The organism is Thioalkalivibrio sp. ALE11 (assembly GCF_000381205.1).
In the GTDB taxonomy this organism is placed as follows: Bacteria; Pseudomonadota; Gammaproteobacteria; order Ectothiorhodospirales; family Ectothiorhodospiraceae; genus Thioalkalivibrio.
This window is the reverse complement of sequence record NZ_KB906169.1, coordinates 105,169-124,331: the sequence shown is the minus strand read 5'-3', so window position 1 is coordinate 124,331 and position 19,163 is coordinate 105,169. Positions and strand designations below refer to the sequence as shown.

Genomic DNA, 19,163 nt, shown 5'->3' with positions numbered 1-19,163 from the left:
CGGCTCAGAAGAACAGCGGGCTGGGCTGGAACAGGCGCTGGACCTGCTTCACCTTGCCACGGTCGGTGAGGAACAGGATGACGTGATCCCCCGAATGGATCACCGTGTCGTGGTGCGGAATGATGACCTCGTCGTCGCGTACCACGGCACCGACACTGGCCCCCTCCGGCAGGTTGATCTCGTCGATCCGGCGGTCCACCACCTGCGAGGTGCGCGAATCGCCGCTGACGACCGTCTCGATCGCCTCGGCCGCGCCGCGGCGCAGGGTATGCACGGTGGCGGTCCCGCCCTCACGTACCCGGGCCAGCAGGGCGCTCACCGTGGCCTGCTGCGGCGACAGCGCCACGTCGATGGTGCCGCTCTGCAGCAGATCCACATAGCTCGGGCGGTTGATCAGCGACATCACCTTGCGCACGCCGTAGCGCTTGGCCAGCATCCCCGCGAAGATGTTGGCCTGATCGTCGTTGGTCACCGCGCAGAAGACGTCGCTGTGCTCGACGTTGATCGCCTCGAGGAAACGGTCGTCGGCGCTGTCGCCCTGCAGTACCAGCACGTTGCCGGGCAGTTCCCGGGCGAGCTGGTCCGCCCGCTCCGCATCGCGCTCGATCACCTTCACCCGGTAGCGCTTGCTCAGCGCTTCGGCGAGCCGCCGGCCGATGTTGCCGCCGCCGGCGATCATGATCCGCTTGTAGGGCTTCTCCAGCTTGCGCAGTTCGGAGGTCACCGCGCGAATGTTCTTCTTCGCCGCGACGAAGAACACCTCGTCGTCAGCTTCCACCACCGTGTTGCCGTCCGGCTGGATGGAACGGTCCTGACGGAAGATCGCCGCGACCCGGGTATGGACCCCCGGCATGTCGTAGCGCAGGTTCTTCAGCTCGTGGCCGACCAGGGGCCCGCCGTAGTAGGCGCGCACCCCCACCAGCGACACCCGCCCCTCGGCGAACTCCAGCACCTGCAATGAGCCGGGGTGTTCGATCAGGCGCTGGATGTGGCTGGTGACGATCGCCTCCGGCGAGATCAGCATGTCCACCGGCATCGCGTCCTGGGCGAACAGCTCCGGGGTCTCGTGATAATCGCGGGCCCGCACCCGGGCGATCTTGGTCTCGATGTTGAACAGCGTGGAGCCGACCTGACAGGCCAGCATGTTGACTTCGTCGGAGTCGGTCACCGCCACCAGCATGGACGCGTCGCGCGCCCCGGCCGCATCCAGTACCGACGGATGGGCGCCGAATCCGTGGACCGTCTTGATATCGAACTGGTCTTCCAGCTCGGCCAGGCGCTCGGCGCGGTTGTCGACGACGGTGATGTCGATCCCGTCGGCACTCAGGGCCTCGGCCAGGGAATGACCGACCTGACCGGCCCCCAGGATGATGATCTGTTTCATGCGTCAGCCGTCGGATTTCACGCGGCGCGGATCGATGCCCAGCGCCTTGAACTTGCGGTAGAGATGCGTGCGCTCCAGCCCGACCCGCTCGGCCAGACGCGTCATGTTGCCCTCGGAGCGTTCCAGCTGCTGCATCAGGTATTCCCGTTCGAACTGTTCGCGCGCCTCGCGCAGGGGCAGGTCGGGGATGGTCACCACCCCCTCGGCGCTCTCCTCTTCCGCCCGCCGCGGCTGCCCCGACAGGGTGCGGTCCACCTCGTCACGGGTGATCTCGTCGCCGGAGCCCAGGATCATCAGGCGCTGGACCAGGTTGCGCAGCTCGCGCACGTTCCCCGGCCACGGATACTGCTGCAGGCACTCCAGGGCCGGGCGCTGGAACGTGCGCTGCGGCAGGCCCTCCTGCTGATGCAGCTGGCGCATATGGTAATCCAGCAGTTCGGGGATGTCCTCGGCGTGCTCGCGCAACGGCGGCACGTTCAGCGGCAGGACGTTGAGGCGGTAATAGAGATCCTCGCGGAACAGCCCCTGCTCCACGGCCTCGCCCAGATCGTGCTGGGTGGCCGCCACCACGCGCACGTTCACGCTGATCGGCTGGTCCCCGCCGATGCGCGTGATGCGACCGGTGTCCAGGGCATGCAGCAGACGCGCCTGGGTCTGCAGGTCCATCTCCGCAACCTCGTCGAGGTACAGCACCCCGCCGGAGGCCTGTTCCAGCAGGCCATAGCGCACCCGCTCGCCCTGCTCGCTGCCGAACAGCTCGGCCACCGCCTCGTCGCCCGACATCGATCCCACCGAGACCACGATGAACGGGCTTTCGCGCCGCGCGCTGCGCGCATGCAGCATGCGCGCGAAGGTCTGCTTGCCGGCTCCGGGCTCGCCGGTGATCAGCACCCAGGTATCGTGCTGGGCCATGCGCTGCACCTGGTCGCGCAGGTTCACCATCACCGCGCTGCTGCCCACCGGGTCCGCCACCGGGGCCACCTGGCGCCGCAGGCCGGTGTTTTCCCGCTGCAGGCGCGCGGCCTCCAGCGCGTTGTTCAGGGTGATCAGCAGCTTGTCGATGGTCAGCGGCTTTTCGATGAAGTCGTAGGCGCCCAGGCGGGTCGCATCCACCGCGCTTTCGACATTGCCGTGGCCGGAGATCATCACCACCGGGCACATCGCCCCCTCGTCCTCCTGCCATTCCTTGAGCAGGGAAACCCCGTCGCCGTCGGGCATCCATACGTCCAGCAGGATGGCGTCCGGCCGCCGACTGCGCCGCTGTGCCTTGGCCTCGGCCACCGAGCCCGCGAGCGCCACCTGGTAGCCCTCGTCCTCCAGCACGTCGCGCAGCAGCATGCGGATGTCGGGCTCGTCGTCGACCACGAGAATGTAGGCGTCGCTCATTGCGGCTGTTCCTCCTCGGCAGCGGACGCCCCGGACGGGCCGCCCTCGTCCACCGGGATGCGGATCACGAAGACCGCGCCGCCCGCCCCGGAATCATCATTATGGCACTCGATGATACCCCCGTGCTCCTCGACGATCTTCTGCGCCACCGCCAGTCCAAGCCCGGTTCCACGCGGCTTGTGCGTCGTGTAGGGCTCGAAGATGCGCTCCAGCAGCTCCGGCCGGATCCCGGGACCGTTATCCCGGACACGCAGTTCGATCCAGTTTCCGGAGGCGCTTTCGACATGGTCGGTGGAGACGTACACCTCCAGGTCGTCGCCGCGCTCCTGCTCCTCGGCGGCCTCCATGGCGTTACGAACCAGGTTGTGCAGCAACTGACGCAGGCGACCGCCGTCGGCACGGATCAGCGGCATTCCCTCGCCCAGATCCAGATGCACCCGCGAGCTGCCGTCCGCGGCCAGGTACAGCTCGGAGACGTCGCGCACCAGCTGGTTCACGTCGGTGTGGCCGAGTTCCAGTTTGGGCGCCTGGGCGTAGTCGCGGAAGGCGTTGACCAGGGTCTTCATCGCCTCCACCTGCTGGATGATGGTGCCGGTCGCACGTTCCAGCACCTCGTGATCGGCCCCGTCCAGCACCCGGCCCAGCCGCCGCGAGAGCCGTTCGGCCGACAGCTGGATGGGCGTCAGCGGGTTCTTGATCTCGTGGGCCAGGCGCCGCGCCACCTCGCCCCAGGCCGCATCGCGCTGGGCCTTCAGGAATTCCGTCATGTCATCGAACACGATCGCGTGCAGCCCGCGCCCGGATCCCGGGGTCGGCAGCCAGACCGCACGCGTCATCAGCACCTTGCGCCCGCTGCGGGTGAACACCACCACCTGGCGCGACCATTCCGCCTCGTGCCCGGCCAGCGGATCGCGGATGGCCTCGAAGAACTGGTGCACCAGCGGGCACTCGCGGCCGACCTCGGCGATGTCCCGGGTGCGCGCGCCCGGCAGGTCGCATTCGAGGATCTGGCCGGCGGCGTCGTTGGCAGTGCGCAGGCGCAGGCTGCCGTCCAGCGCCAGCACGCCCGAACGCAGGTGCTTGAGCACGCTCTCGAGATAGGCCCGCTCGGCATCCAGCAGCCGGCGGTTGCGCTCGGCCTCGTTGCGCGCCTCGCTGAGGGTGCGGGTCATCGCGTTGAACGACTGCACCAGGAAACCCAGTTCGTCCGCCCGCCGCACCTCCAGCCGGGTATTGTAGTCGCCGGCGGCGACCATGCGCGTGCCCTGCACCAGATCGGACACCGGCTGCACCAGCCGCCGTGCGACCACCAGCCCGGCCCACAGCGCGGCCATCAGCGAGATCGCCAGCGCCAGCGACATGGTGAAGATGAAGCCCTGGGTGATCGGCCCGCGCAGATAGGCGAACTCGCGGTAATCGGCAAACGCGTCCTGCACCCGCAGGGACAGGGCGCTCATGCGCGGATCCACGGGGTACACGGCCTGCAGAATGCGGTTGTCGGTGCCGGGCCGGCGCGAGGCCGTGGTCGCCACCACGCGGATCACCAGCTGATCATCGGGGCGTGGCTCCAGACGCGAGTAGGGCTGCCCCGGCCGCACGCGCATCAGGATGTCGGAGCTGGGCGGTGACGGCAGCTGGCGGATGGGGCTGTCGGTGCTCGACGCGATGATGCGGTTGTTGGCGCCCACCAGGGTCAGCTCCTGCGCCCCCAGACTGCGCCGGTAATCGTTGAGGGTCAGCCCCATCAGGCCCTCGGAGACGCCTTCCAGGTCTTCCATGATCTCCTGGGTCTCTTCGGCCAGCTGGCGCACGCGCAGGTCCAGCGAGGAGCGCGACAGTTCCAGCGCGTCTTCCAGCGCCGAATCCACGCGCACGTCGAACCACGAATCCACGCCTTCGCTGAGAAACTCGTAAGAGAAGTAGTACACCACCGAGACCGGCAGCACCGCGACCAGCATGAACCCGCCGACCAGGCGCAGGGTCAGGCGGCTGCCCGGAACCCCGTGGCGGTACTGCCAGAACATGCGCACCACCTGATAGATGATCAGGCCGGCCAGCACGATCAGCACCGCGGCGTGGAACACCAGCAGCCAGATGAACAGCTGTTCGAAACGCGCCTGGTGCTGGGCCGCGTCCCCCATCACCAGCAGCGAGGCCAGCAGGAGGACGAACAGCAGGATCATCCCCAGCAGCCCCCAGGGCAAACCCTTCAGTCGAGCGACCATCCGTACCACTCCTGTCGGGCCGTGAGTTCGCCGCGCAGGCCGGCGTCCAGCTGCAACGGCAGCGGCAGCGCGGTGTAGTCCAGCGACAGCCGGGCGTTCAGGCGGTGGTCACCCGGGGCCTCGCGCAGCGCCTCGGGGACGTCCTCCAGCCGGATCCGCCCCAGACGGCGGGCGCTCTGCTCCAGGGCATCCACCAGCGTGGGGCGCAGCTCCATGCGCTCGCCATCCCGCGAGGTCACCAGATAATGTCGGTTGAGGGGGTAGTAGCGCAGTTGCACGCGGTTCTCCGCGCGTACCAGCGGTCTCCCCGGCAGCATGCGGTCGGGCTCCGCCTGCGCCTCCAGCCGGAACCCCAGGGTCACGCCGTTCTCCAGCGCGTCCACCAGCACCTCGGGCAGGGCCATGTTCAGATCCAGGCGCGCCAGCAGCGTGGTGTCATCCAGCCACAGATGACTGGCCTCGCGGATCTCGAGCGCCGGGGCCACCCCCGGCGCCAGCACCAGCACCAGCAGCCAGACGAACCGCCGCATCAGCCCGCGACCTTCTCCAGCAGGGCATAATAGAACCCGTCGCCACCGGCCAGCCCCGGCGGGATGGACACCCCGGAGGTACGGGACAACGCCCAGGGAATCGGGCCTTCCGCGCCCGTCTCCACGGCACGCGCGTCGCCGGTCGCCGCGACGAACGGGGTCACGACCTCCTGGTTTTCCGCGTCCAGCAGGGAACAGGTCGCATACAGCAGGCGTCCGCCCGGACGCAGCAGGTCCCAGGCCGCGCGCAGCAGACGAGCCTGTTCGGCGGCCAGACGCGGGATGTCGTCCGCGCGGCGCAGGGTCTTGATGTCCGGATGCCGGCGAATCACGCCGGTGGCGGAACAGGGCACGTCCAGCAGGATCGCGTCGAACGGCTCCCCGTTCCACCAGGTGTCGGTGTCGCCCAGGTCCGCCGCGGTCAACGTCGCATCCAGCTGCAGCCGGTCGAGGTTCTCGCGCACCTGTTCCAGGCGCGTGGCGTCGTTGTCCAGGGCCAGCAGGTCCAGCTCGCCGTCGGCGCGTTCCAGCAGATGCCCGGTCTTGCCGCCGGGGGCGGCACAGGCATCCAGCACCCGCTCGCCCGGGCGCGGCGCCAGCAGATGCGCGGCCCACTGCGCGGAGACATCCTGAACCGACAGCCGGCCGTCACTGAACCCCGGCAACGCGGTCACGTCGGTGGCCGCCTCGAGCGTCAGCGCGCCCTCGGGGGCGTCGTGCAGCCGCGCCTCGAAGCCCGCCTCGCGCAGCGCCGCCAGCGCATCGGCCGGGCTCCAGCGACGGGTATTGACCCGCAGGGTCAGCGGGGCCTCGCGCAGCAGCTCGCCCAGCACGGCCTCCGCGCGCTCGGGCCACGCGGCCTCGATCGCCTCGATCAGCCACGCCGGGCAGGCATGCCGCAACACCGGGTCCTCGGCGATGCGGGCCTCCAGCGCATCGGTCTCGCGCAACGCGCGACGCAGGATCGCGTTGATCAGCCCCACGGCCCCGGGCCGATGGATGCGACGCGCGGTCTCGGCGGTCTCGCGCACCGCCGCGTGATCGCGGGTGGAGAAATGCAGGATCTCCGCCAGGCCCTGGGCCAGCAGCACGCCGATCACGCCGTCCTTGCGCCGCAGTGGCCGGTCCAGGCTTTCACGCACCAGCGCCTCCAGCTGCGGATACCAGCGCAGGGTGGTGTACACCAGGGCGCGGGTCCAGGCGGCCTCGCGCACCGGGAGATCCGCCACCGCGGGTTCCAGCACGCTGTTGAGCGAAGCCCCGTGCAGCACCACCTGTTCCGTGGCTTCCACGGCGCACTGGCGGGGGGCAGGCTGGCGGGCCATCAGGTATCACCTCCGAGTCGCTGACCGGTCAGATCACCGGTATTGGCCCAGTCGGCGGCACTCACCGGTCGCCGGCCGGGCAGCTGCACGCGCTCCAGCCGCAGCAGGCCGTCGCCGGTCATCACGTCCACGCCCTCGCCGCCCGCGGCGACGATGGTGCCCGGCGCAGCATCGGCGGGCGTCACGGTCGTCGCTTGCTCCGCCTCAACGGGCCGGGCGGCATGGATGCGCAGGACCGCCTCGCCGTCCGGCAGCCGGGTCCAGGCGACCGGCCACGGGTCGAAGGCGCGCACGCGGCGGTCCAGCTCGCGGGTCGGCTGAGCCCAGTCCAGTCGCGCCTCGTCCTTCTCGAGCTTGGCGGCATAGGTCGCCCGGGCATCGTCCTGCGGCTCCGGCACCGACTCGCCACGCGTGATCGCCGGCAGGCGCTCCACCAGCAGTTCCGCCCCCATCCGCGCGAGGGCGTCGTGGACCTCGCCGGTGGTTGCACGCGGGCCCAGCGGCAGGCGCCGGCAGGCGTGGACCGGGCCGGTATCCAGCCCCGGGGCCATCTGCATCAGGCACACGCCGGTCTCGTCATCGCCGGCGAGGATCGCGCGATGGATGGGTGCCGCCCCGCGCCAGCGCGGCAGCAGCGAGGCGTGGATGTTCACCCCGCCCAGAGGCGGGATCTCCAGCACCGCGCGCGGCAGAATCAGCCCGTAGGCCGCGACCACGAGCAGGTCCGGCTGCCATTCGGCCAGCCGCGCCCGCGCCTGCGGATCCCGCAGCGATTCCGGCTGCTCCACCGGGATCCCGGCGGCCGTCGCGACCTGCTTCACCGGCCCCGGACGCAGCTTGCGGCCCCGGCCCGCCGGGCGGTCCGGCTGGGTGTAGACCGCGACCGGCGGGTGACCCGCCGCGATCAGGGCCTCCAGCGCGGGAACCGCGAAGTCGGGGGTTCCCGCGTACACGATGCGCGGCGCCGGGGCGTCCCTGTCGGCAGCCGCCATCAGACCGCGGGCGCCGCGGCCTTGCCGGAACCGCCGGCGCGCGCGCCCTGCTTCTCCAGTTTCTTGCGGATGCGACCGCGCTTGAGACTGGACAGGTAGTCCACGAACAGCTTGCCGTCGAGATGATCGATCTCGTGCTGGATGCACACCGCCAGCAGCCCGTCGGCCTCGGCCTCGAACGGCTGGCCGTCGCGGCCCAGCGCGCGGAAGCGGATCCAGTCCGCGCGCCGCACCTTCTCGTAGTAACCGGGCACCGACAGGCAGCCCTCGTCCATCTCTTCCTCGCCCCGGGTCTCGAGGATCTCCGGATTGATCAGGGCCCAGGGCTGGCTCTGGTCCTCGGAGACGTCGGCCACCAGGACACGCTTGTGGACGTTCACCTGCACCGCCGCCAGGCCGATGCCCGGTGCCGCGTACATGGTCTCGAACATGTCGTCCACCAGTGTGCGGATGGAGTCGTCCACCTCGGCGACCGGTTCGGCCTTCTGCCGCAACCGGGGATCGGGAAAGTGGAGAATTTCTCGCTTCGCCATGAAAAACCTCAATCTTTGTGCTGTACAGTCCCGTCAATTCTGCTAACGTTGGACCGCATCATCCGCCGAAGCGTCACCGAATTCGGACCGGGCCACAGGATGGCCCCGGGGAGTGCGGACCTGACAGGGGAAATCATGATGTTGAAAACCAGAGCGACCACGACCTCTTTCGTGCTGCCGGGCGTACTGTTCAGTGTAACGCTGTTTCTGGGGGGCTGCGCGGCCACCGGAGACACTGACACCGGCAGCGGCGCCGAAGATCCCGAGAACCGGACTGCCGAAACCGCCACCCCGGACAACGGGGAACGCCAGGAGACCAGCGACTCCGCCACCGAGGAAACTCCGGAGATCCGGGATTCCGCGCCGGAGCGCTACGTCGTCAAGAAGGGCGACACCCTCTGGGACATCTCCGCCATGTACCTTGACGAACCCTGGTACTGGCCGGAGATCTGGGCGGTGAATCCGGAGATCGAGAACCCGCACCTGATCTATCCGGGTGATGTCCTGAGCATCCACTATGTGGACGGCGAACCGCGCATCACGGTCGACGGCGGCCCGCGCGTGCGGCCGACCAAGCGCCTCTCGCCGGAGGTCCGCGTGGAGGAGCTCGACGACGACACCCCGCCGATCTCCACGCTGCAGTCGTTCATGTTCCAGCCGCAGGTCCTCGACGAGGAGACCCTGGAACAGGCGCCCTACATCGTGGCCGCGGACGACGATCGCGTGATCTACGGCCCGGGCGACCGGGTCTATGTCCGCAATGCCGAGGACACGGAAGAATACGAGATCTACCACATCGTCCGGCGCGACGAGATGCTGCTGGATCCGGACACCGGCGAGGAACTGGGCGTCGCCACCATCCCGGTGGGTGAAGCCGAGATCGTCGAACCCGGGCACGTGGCGCGTGCGAACATCCGCCGTGGCGAACGCGAGACCATCCGCGGCGACCGCCTGGTTCCGTTCGCGGAAGAACAGGACATGCTGTTCGAGATCGGCCGTCCGCCGGAAGACATCGACGGTCAGGTCATCAAGCTGTTCGATGCGATCAGTCAGATCGGGCGCTACCAGGCCGCGGTCATCAACCGTGGCGCGCGGGAAGGGGTCGAGAACGGTCAGGTGTTCGCCGCCTACACCGCCGGCCGCACGGTGCGCGACCCGATCGCCGGGACCAACGAGTCCGTGGACCTGCCCGAAGAACGGGTCGGCGAGGTGATGGTCTTCAAGACCTTCGAGAAGGTCTCCTACGTGCTGGTGACCGAATCCGAGCGCACGCTGCGCGAGGGGTACACCGTCCGCCACCCGTAAGCCATGACCTCCCGGGCGGATTCCGCGATGGAACGCGAGTCCCGCAACGACGCAGCCACGGCCGGGGTCGACCCCGGGCCGTGGCTGCGTCTTTTGCATACCCCCGGACTGGGGCCGCGGCGCATCCAGCGCCTGCTGGAGGCCTTCGGCTCGCCGCAGGCCGCGCTGACCGCGTCCGCCCACCAGTGGAAAACCGCCGATGTCGGCGTGGCCCCGCCGGAAAACCCCGACGATGAACACCCCGGCGTGGCGGCCGACCTGGCCTGGGAACGCGCGGACCAGCGTCACCGCATCCTGTGTCGCGACGACCCCGACTATCCGCCGCTGCTGACGCAACTGCCCGACCCCCCGCCGGTGCTGTTCCTCAACGGCGACCCGGCCCTGCTGACCGCACCGCAGGTGGCCATCATCGGCAGCCGCGACGCGACTCCGCAGGGACTCAAGCTGGCCCACGAGTTCGCTCGCGAGCTGGCGAGCGCCGGGGTCACCATTACCTCGGGTCTGGCGCGCGGGATCGACGGCGCCGCCCATCAGGGCGCACTGGACGCCCCGCAGGGGCGCACCACTGCCGTGGTCGCAACGGGCCCCGACCGCATCTATCCGGCCGCGCACCGGCGGCTGGGGCACCGCATCGCCGATCACGGCCTGATCGTGTCGCTGTGGCCGACCGGCACCCAGGCCCAGGCCGGACACTTCCCGCAGCGCAACCGCGTGATCAGTGGCCTGGCACTGGCCACCCTGGTGGTGGAAGCGGGCGACAACAGCGGCTCGCTGATTACCGCGCGACTCGCCGGAGAACAGGGCCGGCAGGTCTACGCCGTCCCGGGCTCGGTGTTCAGCCCGGTCAGCCGGGGCTGCCACCGCCTGATCCGTGAAGGCGCACAGCTGGTCGAGACCGCCGGCGAGATCCTCGACGACCTGGCCGACTGGCTGGGCGTTCCGCCCGCCCCGCAAGCCCCGGGGCCGGCGCCCGCCGAGCCGGTGGATCCGGAGCACGAAAAGGTCCTGCAGGCGATGGGTTTCGACCCGGTGGACATGGAAACCCTGCGCAGCCGGACTCAATTGACCATCGACACGCTTTCATCCATTCTCGTTTTACTGGAACTCAATGGCCGCGTGGCCGCCCTCGATCACGGGCGCTATCAGCGCCTCGACGCAGGATCCCCCGAATCATGAACGAAAGCGTGCTGGACGTGCTCATGTATCTGTTCGAGCACACCCTCGACGAAGAATCCGAGGCCGAACCCGATCGCGGCGAGCTGCAGCGGCAGCTGGTCGAAGCCGGTTTTGCGTCCGGCGAGATCGAGCGCGCCCTGGGCTGGCTGGACCGGCTGATGAGCGAGGCCCCGCTGGCCAGCCGCGGCGGTGACAGCGCGGCCTGCCGCGTGTTCGCCCCCGAAGAACGCCAGCGCCTGAACATGGAAAGCCGCGGCTTCCTCCTCAATCTGGAGCAGAACGGTCTGCTCAGTGCCGGCACCCGCGAACTGGTGATGGACCGCGTCATGGAACTGGACGCCGAGGAGATCGACCTCGACCAGCTGCGCTGGGTGGTACTGATGGTGCTGTTCAACCAGCCGGACGACGCCGTCGCCTACTCCCGGCTCGACGAGGTCATGCGCGACCATATCGGCCCCACCGAGATGGATTATCTGCACTGACCCCGGCGTCACCGCCTCCCACGGAACCCGCCGCCACCGAGACGGTCCCGAGTCCCCATGAGCAAGCACCTCGTCATTGTTGAGTCCCCCGCCAAGGGGAAGACCATCGAGAAGTACCTCGGCCCCGAGTATCAGGTCATGGCCTCCTACGGCCATGTGCGCGATCTGGTGCCCAAGGAGGGGGCAGTGGACCCGGAGGACGGGTTCCGCATGCGCTACGACGTGATCGAGCGCAGCGAAAAGCAGATCGACGCGATCGCGAAGGCCCTGAAGAAGTCCGACGACCTGATCCTCGCGACCGACCCCGACCGCGAAGGCGAGGCGATCTCCTGGCATCTCTACGAGGTCCTGCGCGAACGCGGCCTGCTGGAAGGCCGCAACGTCTACCGCGTGGTGTTCCACGAGATCACGAAGAAGGCCATCCAGGAGGCGATCGAACAGCCGCGTGAACTCGCCCAGCCGCTGATCGACGCCCAGCAGGCGCGCCGCGCGCTGGACTACCTGGTCGGCTTCAACCTCTCGCCGCTGCTGTGGCGCAAGATCAAGCGCGGACTGTCCGCCGGGCGCGTGCAGAGCCCGGCGCTGCGCATGATCTGCGAGCGCGAGGACGAGATCGAGGCGTTCGTCCCGCAGGAATACTGGACGCTCGACGCGAAGGCCGAACGCGATGGCCAGCCGTTCACCGCGCGGCTGACCCACCTGGACGGCAACAAGCTCAACCAGTTCGACCTCAACAGCGCCGAGCTCGCCCACGATGCACAACGCCGCCTGAACGAGGCCGCAGGCGGCGAACTGCGCGTGGCGAAGGTCGAAAAGAAACAGCGCCGTCGCAACCCGGCCGCGCCGTTCACCACCTCGACCCTGCAGCAGGAGGCGTCGCGCAAGCTGGGCTTCAATGCCAGCCGCACCATGCGTACCGCCCAGCAACTGTACGAGGGCATCGACCTGGGCTCCGGCGCGGAAGGCCTGATCACCTACATGCGAACCGACTCGGTCGCGCTGGCCGGCGAGGCGATCGGCGAGGCCCGCGGCCTGATCGAAGAGCGCTACGGGCCCGACAACCTCCCGGACAGCCCGCGCCAGTACAAGACCAAGTCGAAGAACGCACAGGAGGCCCACGAGGCGATCCGCCCGACCTCGGTGCGACGCATCCCGGACGAGATCCGCAACCGTCTGACCAGTGACCAGGCCCGGCTGTACGACCTGATCTGGAAGCGCACCGTCGCCTGCCAGATGATCCACGCGACCTTCGATACCGTGGCCGCCGATCTGGTCCCGGGCGACAACGAACACCGCTTCCGCGCCACCGGTTCCACTCTGCGCCACGCCGGGTTTATCGCGGTCTACCAGGAAGGCCGCGACGACAGCGCGGACGACGACGAGGACAAGCGCCTGCCGGAGATGGCCGAGGGCGACACCGTCGCGCTGCACGAGGTCACCGCCGATCAGCACTTCACCGAGCCACCGCCGCGCTACACCGAGGCCAGCCTGGTGAAGACCCTCGAGGAATACGGCATCGGCCGCCCGTCGACCTATGCCAGCATCATCTCGACCCTGCAGTCGCGCGAATACGTGGAGATGGACGGCAAGCGCTTCATCCCGACCGATACCGGCCGGATCGTGAACAGCTTCCTGACCCGGCATTTCGATCGCTACGTCGACTACGACTTCACCGCGAATCTGGAAGACGAGCTGGACGCGATCTCGCGCGGGGAAAAGGACTGGGTCCCGGTGCTGGAGGACTTCTGGTACGACTTCCGCGACCGGGTCAAGGAGAAGGAAGAGAACGTCACCCGCGCCGAGGCGGTACAGTCGCGCGAGCTGGGCACCGACCCCAAGAGCGGGCGGCCGGTCAGCGTGCGCCTGGGCCGTTTCGGGCCGATCGTGCAGATCGGCACCAAGGACGACGAGGAGAAGCCGCGCTTCGCCGGGCTGCTGCCCGGGCAGAAGATGGACAAGATCACCCTCGAAGAGGCGCTGGAGCTGTTCAAGCTGCCGCGCGAGCTGGGCGAGACCCCCGAGGGCGAACCGGTGATGGTGAACATCGGGCGCTTCGGACCATACGTGAAGTACGGTTCCAGGTACGTCTCCCTGGGCCCGGACGACGACGTCTGGACCATCGAGCTGCCGCGCGCCCTGGAACTGGTGGCGGAGAAGAAGAAAAAGGACGCCGAACGCTTCATCAAGAGCTTCGACGACGAAGGCATCCAGGTGCTGAACGGTCGCTACGGCCCCTATGTCACCGACGGCAACAAGAACGCCAAGGTGCCCAAGGAGACCGATCCCAAATCCCTGACCCTGGAGCAGTGCCAGGAACTGATCGCCAACGCCCCCGAACGCAAGGGGCGCGGTCGCAAGGGCGGCAAGGCCGCGGCCGGCAAGTCGGGTGGCGCGAAGAAGACCGCCTCGAGCGCGTCGAAGTCGACCGGGTCGAAGGCAAAGGCCACGGGGTCGAAATCCACGGGGTCGAAATCGTCGAGTTCCAAATCTGCGGGTTCGAAGGCATCGACGGCCAAAGGTTCGGGCACAAAGGCCACGGGCACGAAGTCCGCGAGTACAACATCGAGCAAGTCGAAAACGAGCTCGACGGGCAGCAAGTCCTCCGGCAAGGCCGCCACGAAAAAATCCGGTGGCAACTCGTCCGATGGCCAATCGGGGGGCAAATCCGGGGGCGACACCGGATCCGGGGAAACCCCGGCGACCAGCGATACCGTAACCGCCAGCGGCCGTGACTCCGGCTGACACCCCGGCCCCCGGGACCCGCACGAACTCCGTGGAAGCCGTGGCGCGCATCCTGCGCGCCGGCGGCGTGGTGGCCTACCCCACCGAAGGGGTGTTCGGTCTGGGCTGTCGCCCGGACGACCCGGCCGCCGTACGCCGCATCCTGGCCCTGAAAGGCCGTCCCGACGCCAAGGGCCTGATCCTGATCAGCGACCGCCTGGAGCGTCTTGGCGGATGGCTGGCCCCCCTGGAAGCCGATGCGCGTGCCCGGGTGGAGGCCAGCTGGCCGGGGCCGGTCACCTGGCTGTGGCCGGCCACCCCGGATTGCCCGGCCCTGCTGCGCGGCGAGCACGACACCCTGGCGGTACGCGTCACCGCGCATCCCCCGGCCCGAGAGCTGTGTGCGGCCGTGGAGAGCGCCCTGGTCTCCACCAGCGCCAATCCCGCCGGCGAGCCGCCGTGCACCGATGCCGCCTGCGTGGAACGCCGCTTCGGCGACGGGGTGGATGCCATCCTCCAGGCCGAATGTGGCGACCTGGCCGGGCCCACCGCCATCCGCGATGCCCGCACCGGCACCTGGCTGCGCGGCGGCGACACCGAACCCGAAACGGATCATTGAGAGGAGCCCACATGGCCCGCGAAGACGACGTCTCCATCGATCGCGTAACCGAATACCTGCGGGGGCTGCAGGACCGCATCTGTGCCGGCATCGAGGAACTCGACGGCGAGGCCGGTTTCCACGAGGACGCCTGGGACCGCCCGGCCGGCGGTGGCGGGCGCACTCGGGTACTGTCCGGCGGCGCGACCTTCGAACAGGCCGGGGTCAACTTCTCGCACGTGATGGGCGACACCCTGCCGGCCTCGGCCACCGCCCACCGCCCGGAACTCGCCGGGCGCTCGTTCCAGGCCGCCGGGGTCTCGCTGGTGATCCACCCGCACAATCCCTATGTGCCCACCTCGCACGCCAACGTGCGGATCTTCGTCGCAGAAAAACCGGGCGAGGATCCGGTGTGGTGGTTCGGTGGCGGCTTCGACCTGACGCCCTACTACGGCTTCGACGAGGACTGCTTCCACTGGCATCGCACCGCCGAGGCCGCCTGCCGGCCGTTCGGCGAGCACCTCTACCCCGAGCACAAGAAGTGGTGCGACGACTACTTCTTCCTCAAGCACCGCGGGGAACCGCGCGGCATCGGCGGGCTGTTCTTCGACGACTTCAACGAAGGCGGCTTCGAGCACGCCTTCGGCTACATGAAGAGCGTGGGCGACGCCTACCTCGAGGCCTATGCCCCCATCGTGCGCCGCCGCCGCGACATTGACTGGGGCGAGCGCGAACGCCAGTTCCAGCTCTACCGCCGCGGGCGCTACGTGGAGTTCAATCTGGTCTACGACCGGGGTACCCTGTTCGGACTGCAGTCCGGCGGGCGCACCGAGTCCATCCTGATGTCGCTGCCCCCGCTGGTGCGCTGGGAATACAACTACCGGCCGGAAGCCGGCACCCCGGAGGCCGAACTCTACGAGCGCTACCTGGTGCCCCGCGACTGGCTGACCGAGGCCGAGTGAGCAACCCCGATCGAGGACGCGCACATATGACCGCCCCCATCGCCCCCTATCCCGCCAGCCGTCCGCGCCGCATGCGCCGGGATGCCTTCTCCCGGCGGCTGATGCGCGAGCATCGCCTGAGCGCCGACGACCTGATCCTGCCGGTGTTCGTGACCGAAGGCGAAGGGGTCCGCGAACCGGTGCCCTCGATGCCCGGCGTGGAGCGGGTCTCCATTGACCAGCTGCTGGTCGACGCTGCCGCCGGCCACCGCCTGGGCATCCCGGCCCTGGCCCTGTTCCCGGTGGTCCCGGTGCAGAAGAAGAGCCTGGACGCCGCCGAGGCATGGAACCCGGAGGGCCTCGCCCAGCGCGCGGTTCGCGCGCTGAAGGCCGAGCTTCCGGATCTGGGCGTGATCACCGACGTGGCCCTGGACCCGTTCACCACCCACGGCCAGGACGGCATCATCGATGACGACGGCTATGTGGTGAACGACATCACCGTGGAGGCCCTGGTGCGCCAGGCGCGTTCGCATGCCGCGGCCGGCGCCGACGTGGTCGCGCCCTCGGACATGATGGACGGCCGCATCGGCGCCATCCGCAGCGCGCTGGAAGACGACGGCCAGGTCCACACGCGCATCCTCGCCTACTCGGCCAAGTACGCCTCGGCCTTCTACGGCCCGTTCCGCGACGCGGTGGGCTCGGCCGGCAACCTCGGCCGCGGCAGCAAGGAGACCTACCAGATGGATCCGGCCAACGGCGAGGAGGCGATCCACGAGGTGGCCGCCGATCTGGCGGAGGGTGCCGATATGGTGATGATCAAGCCGGGCATGCCGTATCTCGACGTGGTCCACCGCATCCGCGAGCGCTTTCAGCGCCCGACCTTCGTCTACCACGTGTCCGGGGAATACGCGATGCTCAAGGCCGCCGCCGAACGCGGCTGGCTGGACGAACGCGCCTGCGTGCTGGAGGCCCTGACCGGCATGAAGCGCGCCGGGGCCGACGGCATCCTCACCTACTACGCCCGCGCGGCGGCCGAATGGCTGGCGGAGGACGCCGCGTCATGAGCCGTCCCGATCGCTACGCGGTGGTGGGCAACCCGATCCATCATTCCCTGTCGCCGCGCATCCACACCCTGTTCGCCGAACAGACCGGGCAGGCGATGACCTACGAGGCACGCCGCGGCACCCCGGGGCAGTTCGCCGAAGAGGTTGGCGGCTGGCTGGCCGGGGAGCTGCGCGGCGTCAACGTGACCGTCCCGTTCAAGGAAGACGCCTGCCAGCTCGCGGCCGTCCTCTCCGACCGCGCCCGCCGCGCCGGGGCCGCCAACACCCTGTGGACCGGCGACGACGGCCGCATCCATGGCGACAACACCGACGGCGTCGGCCTGCTGCGCGATCTGGAAGACCGCCTCGGCTGCGAACTGACCGGTCGAAGCATCCTGATCCTGGGGGCCGGCGGCGCCACCCGCGGCATCCTGCAGCCGCTGCTGGAACGCCGACCCTCCAAGCTGATGATCGCCAACCGCACCCCGGCCCGGGCCGAGGGCCTCGCCCACGACTTCGCCGATCTCGCCGGCGACACCCGCCTGGAGGCCTGCGCCCTGGACGCCCTGCCGGACGGCCCGTTCGATCTGATCCTCAACGCCACCGCCGCCGGGCTGTCCGAGGATGCGCTGGAGCTGCCCGCGGGGCTGGTCGGTCCGCGGACCACGGCCTACGACCTGGTCTACGGCCCGGCCGCGCTGCGCTTTCTCGACTGGGCCGAGGCGAACGGCTGCGCACTCAGCAGCGACGGTCTGGGCATGCTGGTGGAACAGGCCGCCGAGGCCTTCGCAATCTGGCGCGGGGTGCACCCCGAAACCGGACCGGTACTGGCGACCCTGCGCCACGAAGCCGCCGACTGACCCGCCCCGGCCATGACCCCGCGCGAGCGCCTGTACGAGTACGCCCGCCTGACCCGGCTGGACCGGCCGGTGGGCATCTACCTGCTGCTGTGGCCGACGCTGTGGGCGTTGTGGATCGCCGCCGACGGCCTGCCACCCTGGCATCTGCTGTTCATCTTCGTCGCCGGGGTCACCCTGATGCGCTCGGCCGGCTGCGCGATCAACGACTATGCCGACCGCCATTTCGACGCCCATGTCACGCGCACCCGCGACCGCCCGCTGGCGATCGGCAGCATCACCCCGCGCGAGGCCCTGGCGGTGTTCGCGGCGCTGTGCCTGGCGGCCTTCGTGCTGGTGCTGTTCACCAACCCGCTGACCATCGCGTTCTCGGTGGTGGCGGTGCTGCTCGCGGGCACCTATCCGTTCTCCAAGCGTTTCCACCATTTCCCGCAGGTGCATCTGGGCGCGGCGTTCGCCTGGGCGGTGCCCATGGCCTTTACCGCGGTCAACAACGAACTGCCGCCGCCGGAGGCCTGGCTGCTGTTCGTGATCACCCTCGCATGGACCACGGTCTACGACACCTTCTACGGCATGGTCGACCGCGAGGACGACCTGAAGATCGGGGTGAAATCCACCGCCATCGCCTTCGGCGAGCTGGACCGCGCCATCACCGGGGCGCTCCAGGTGATGGTCTGGATCGGCCTGTCCCTGCTGGGACGCAATCTGGAGTTCGGCGGGGTCTACATGGCCGGGCTGGCGGTGGTCGCCGCGCTGATGTTCTACCAGCAGTTCCTGATCGCCGATCGCCAGCCGGTCGACTGCCTGCGGGCGTTCAGGAACAATCATTATCTCGGCGCGGTGGTGATGCTGGCGATGATCGGCGACCACCTGTGGCGAGCGGCCGCCTGAGCCGCAAATCGCGCCCCGCGAACGACGCACCTCAGGCCCGCGCGAGCGTCAGCGCCTCCACCCGCGCCGCCCCCGCCGCATACAGGGCCTCCGCCAGCGCATCCAGCGTGGCTCCGGTGGTCGCCACGTCATCCACCAGCAGCACACGGGCCGCCGGCGGCAGCTCCGCGCCGGGTCTCAGGGCAAAGGCGCGTGCCACGTTGCGACGGCGTTCGCGCCGCCCCAGCCCCTGCTGCGACTCGGTGGCACGCACCCGGACCACCAGCCGCGACGCCAGCGGCGCCTCCAGCACCCGCGCCACTTCGCGCGCCAGTTCCAGGGCCTGATTGAAGCCACGCTCGCGGTAACGCTCGGGATGCAGCGGCACCGGGACCACACAATCCGGCCCCGGGTCCGTGCCATGTTGTGCATCCGCCAGCTCGTCGGCCGCGCGCCGGGCCAGCTCCCGGAGCACGCGTGCCGCGGTCGCGTCATCGGCATGCTTGCGCGCGAGAATCAGGCGATCCAGCGGCCAGGTATAGCGCCACGGGGCATGCAGTGCCGCCAGCCGCGGGTCGCGATCCCGACACCGGGGACACGGACCCGCCACGGTGTCCGGCTCGCCACAGCGCGGACAGGGGGCCACCACCCGTTCCAGTTCCGCCAGACAGCCCGCGCACAGGGCATCGCCCGGACCAACGCCGGCCCCGCAAAGCCCGCAGGCCGACGGAAACGGCCCCTCCAGCCAGCGCCGTACCCGCATTCCCGCTTTCCCCGTCATCCATGAAGGGCCGC

General features: G+C 69.3%; 17 protein-coding genes. 9 read left to right on the top strand and 8 right to left on the bottom strand.

Features of this window, described 5'->3' with window-relative positions; all coding sequences use genetic code 11:
* Positions 1-4: 4 nt before the first annotated feature.
* From trkA to def, 7 genes are read right to left on the bottom strand one after another with little or no spacing between them, the layout of a single operon-like run.
* The gene (gene trkA, locus F620_RS0108420; RefSeq protein WP_019570212.1) at positions 5-1,384 is read right to left on the bottom strand and encodes a Trk system potassium transporter TrkA; all 1,380 of its coding nucleotides are present in this window, start codon (positions 1,382-1,384) and stop codon (positions 5-7) included.
* A gap of 3 nt (positions 1,385-1,387) precedes the next feature.
* On the bottom strand, positions 1,388-2,770 hold the full coding sequence (locus tag F620_RS0108415; RefSeq protein ID WP_018946680.1) for a sigma-54 dependent transcriptional regulator: 1,383 nt from the start codon (positions 2,768-2,770) through the stop codon (positions 1,388-1,390).
* Positions 2,767-4,995, bottom strand: coding sequence for an ATP-binding protein (locus F620_RS0108410; RefSeq protein ID WP_019570211.1), 2,229 nt, complete (start codon positions 4,993-4,995; stop codon positions 2,767-2,769). The genes F620_RS0108415 and F620_RS0108410 overlap by 4 nt, the downstream gene beginning before the upstream one ends.
* Positions 4,980-5,525 (bottom strand): DUF4390 domain-containing protein, encoded by a 546-nt coding sequence (locus tag F620_RS0108405; RefSeq protein ID WP_019570210.1) that lies wholly within the window; start codon positions 5,523-5,525, stop codon positions 4,980-4,982. Before F620_RS0108405 ends, F620_RS0108410 begins: the two co-directional genes overlap by 16 nt.
* The gene (rsmB, locus tag F620_RS0108400; protein WP_019570209.1) at positions 5,525-6,850 is read right to left on the bottom strand and encodes a 16S rRNA (cytosine(967)-C(5))-methyltransferase RsmB; all 1,326 of its coding nucleotides are present in this window, start codon (positions 6,848-6,850) and stop codon (positions 5,525-5,527) included. Before rsmB ends, F620_RS0108405 begins: the two co-directional genes overlap by 1 nt.
* Entirely contained in the window at positions 6,850-7,842 is a 993-nt protein-coding gene (fmt, locus tag F620_RS0108395) for a methionyl-tRNA formyltransferase (protein WP_019570208.1), read from the bottom strand. The genes rsmB and fmt overlap by 1 nt, the downstream gene beginning before the upstream one ends.
* Complete coding sequence (gene def / locus F620_RS0108390; protein WP_026279430.1) at positions 7,842-8,375, bottom strand: peptide deformylase; 534 nt, start codon at positions 8,373-8,375, stop codon at positions 7,842-7,844. The genes fmt and def overlap by 1 nt, the downstream gene beginning before the upstream one ends.
* Positions 8,376-8,513: 138 nt before the next feature.
* Between def and F620_RS0108385 the strand changes: the two genes are divergently transcribed.
* The 9 genes from F620_RS0108385 to ubiA are packed head-to-tail and all read left to right on the top strand — an operon-like array spanning position 8,514 to position 18,389.
* Positions 8,514-9,680, top strand: coding sequence for a LysM peptidoglycan-binding domain-containing protein (locus tag F620_RS0108385; protein ID WP_026331370.1), 1,167 nt, complete (start codon positions 8,514-8,516; stop codon positions 9,678-9,680).
* A gap of 27 nt (positions 9,681-9,707) precedes the next feature.
* The gene (gene dprA / locus F620_RS0108380) at positions 9,708-10,856 is read left to right on the top strand and encodes a DNA-processing protein DprA (RefSeq protein WP_019570206.1); all 1,149 of its coding nucleotides are present in this window, start codon (positions 9,708-9,710) and stop codon (positions 10,854-10,856) included.
* The gene (locus F620_RS0108375) at positions 10,853-11,338 is read left to right on the top strand and encodes a DUF494 family protein (RefSeq protein ID WP_018869176.1); all 486 of its coding nucleotides are present in this window, start codon (positions 10,853-10,855) and stop codon (positions 11,336-11,338) included. The genes dprA and F620_RS0108375 overlap by 4 nt, the downstream gene beginning before the upstream one ends.
* Positions 11,339-11,395: 57 nt before the next feature.
* The gene (locus F620_RS0108370) at positions 11,396-14,080 is read left to right on the top strand and encodes a DNA topoisomerase I (protein ID WP_019570205.1); all 2,685 of its coding nucleotides are present in this window, start codon (positions 11,396-11,398) and stop codon (positions 14,078-14,080) included.
* Between the two features lie 31 nt (positions 14,081-14,111).
* Positions 14,112-14,678, top strand: coding sequence for an L-threonylcarbamoyladenylate synthase (locus tag F620_RS0108365; RefSeq protein ID WP_019570204.1), 567 nt, complete (start codon positions 14,112-14,114; stop codon positions 14,676-14,678).
* An 11-nt stretch (positions 14,679-14,689) separates the two neighbouring features.
* Positions 14,690-15,619 carry an oxygen-dependent coproporphyrinogen oxidase gene (gene hemF, locus F620_RS0108360; protein WP_019570203.1) on the top strand — a complete coding sequence of 310 codons (930 nt, stop codon included), beginning with the start codon at positions 14,690-14,692 and terminating at the stop codon, positions 15,617-15,619.
* A gap of 26 nt (positions 15,620-15,645) precedes the next feature.
* A complete protein-coding gene (gene hemB / locus F620_RS0108355) occupies positions 15,646-16,662 on the top strand; it encodes a porphobilinogen synthase (RefSeq protein ID WP_019570202.1) in 1,017 nt (338 codons plus the stop codon).
* Positions 16,659-17,501: a shikimate dehydrogenase gene (aroE, locus tag F620_RS0108350; protein WP_019570201.1), complete on the top strand. Its 843-nt coding sequence runs from the start codon at positions 16,659-16,661 to the stop codon at positions 17,499-17,501. Before hemB ends, aroE begins: the two co-directional genes overlap by 4 nt.
* 12 nt (positions 17,502-17,513) lie before the next feature.
* Positions 17,514-18,389, top strand: coding sequence for a 4-hydroxybenzoate octaprenyltransferase (ubiA, locus tag F620_RS0108345; protein WP_019570200.1), 876 nt, complete (start codon positions 17,514-17,516; stop codon positions 18,387-18,389).
* A gap of 31 nt (positions 18,390-18,420) precedes the next feature.
* Here ubiA and F620_RS0108340 read toward each other — a convergent pair whose 3' ends face one another.
* The gene (locus tag F620_RS0108340; RefSeq protein ID WP_018869169.1) at positions 18,421-19,131 is read right to left on the bottom strand and encodes a ComF family protein; all 711 of its coding nucleotides are present in this window, start codon (positions 19,129-19,131) and stop codon (positions 18,421-18,423) included.
* Between the last annotated feature and the right edge of the window lie 32 nt (positions 19,132-19,163).

Coding starts and splice junctions, on each gene's coding strand:
- trkA (WP_019570212.1), bottom strand. CDS start 1,384: ATGAAACAGATCATCATCCTGGGGGCCGGTCAGGTCGGTCATTCCCTG.
- F620_RS0108415 (WP_018946680.1), bottom strand. CDS start 2,770: ATGAGCGACGCCTACATTCTCGTGGTCGACGACGAGCCCGACATCCGC.
- F620_RS0108410 (WP_019570211.1), bottom strand. CDS start 4,995: ATGGTCGCTCGACTGAAGGGTTTGCCCTGGGGGCTGCTGGGGATGATC.
- F620_RS0108405 (WP_019570210.1), bottom strand. CDS start 5,525: ATGCGGCGGTTCGTCTGGCTGCTGGTGCTGGTGCTGGCGCCGGGGGTG.
- rsmB (WP_019570209.1), bottom strand. CDS start 6,850: ATGGCCCGCCAGCCTGCCCCCCGCCAGTGCGCCGTGGAAGCCACGGAA.
- fmt (WP_019570208.1), bottom strand. CDS start 7,842: ATGGCGGCTGCCGACAGGGACGCCCCGGCGCCGCGCATCGTGTACGCG.
- def (WP_026279430.1), bottom strand. CDS start 8,375: ATGGCGAAGCGAGAAATTCTCCACTTTCCCGATCCCCGGTTGCGGCAG.
- F620_RS0108385 (WP_026331370.1), top strand. CDS start 8,514: ATGTTGAAAACCAGAGCGACCACGACCTCTTTCGTGCTGCCGGGCGTA.
- dprA (WP_019570206.1), top strand. CDS start 9,708: ATGGAACGCGAGTCCCGCAACGACGCAGCCACGGCCGGGGTCGACCCC.
- F620_RS0108375 (WP_018869176.1), top strand. CDS start 10,853: ATGAACGAAAGCGTGCTGGACGTGCTCATGTATCTGTTCGAGCACACC.
- F620_RS0108370 (WP_019570205.1), top strand. CDS start 11,396: ATGAGCAAGCACCTCGTCATTGTTGAGTCCCCCGCCAAGGGGAAGACC.
- hemF (WP_019570203.1), top strand. CDS start 14,690: ATGGCCCGCGAAGACGACGTCTCCATCGATCGCGTAACCGAATACCTG.
- hemB (WP_019570202.1), top strand. CDS start 15,646: ATGACCGCCCCCATCGCCCCCTATCCCGCCAGCCGTCCGCGCCGCATG.
- aroE (WP_019570201.1), top strand. CDS start 16,659: ATGAGCCGTCCCGATCGCTACGCGGTGGTGGGCAACCCGATCCATCAT.
- ubiA (WP_019570200.1), top strand. CDS start 17,514: ATGACCCCGCGCGAGCGCCTGTACGAGTACGCCCGCCTGACCCGGCTG.
- F620_RS0108340 (WP_018869169.1), bottom strand. CDS start 19,131: ATGCGGGTACGGCGCTGGCTGGAGGGGCCGTTTCCGTCGGCCTGCGGG.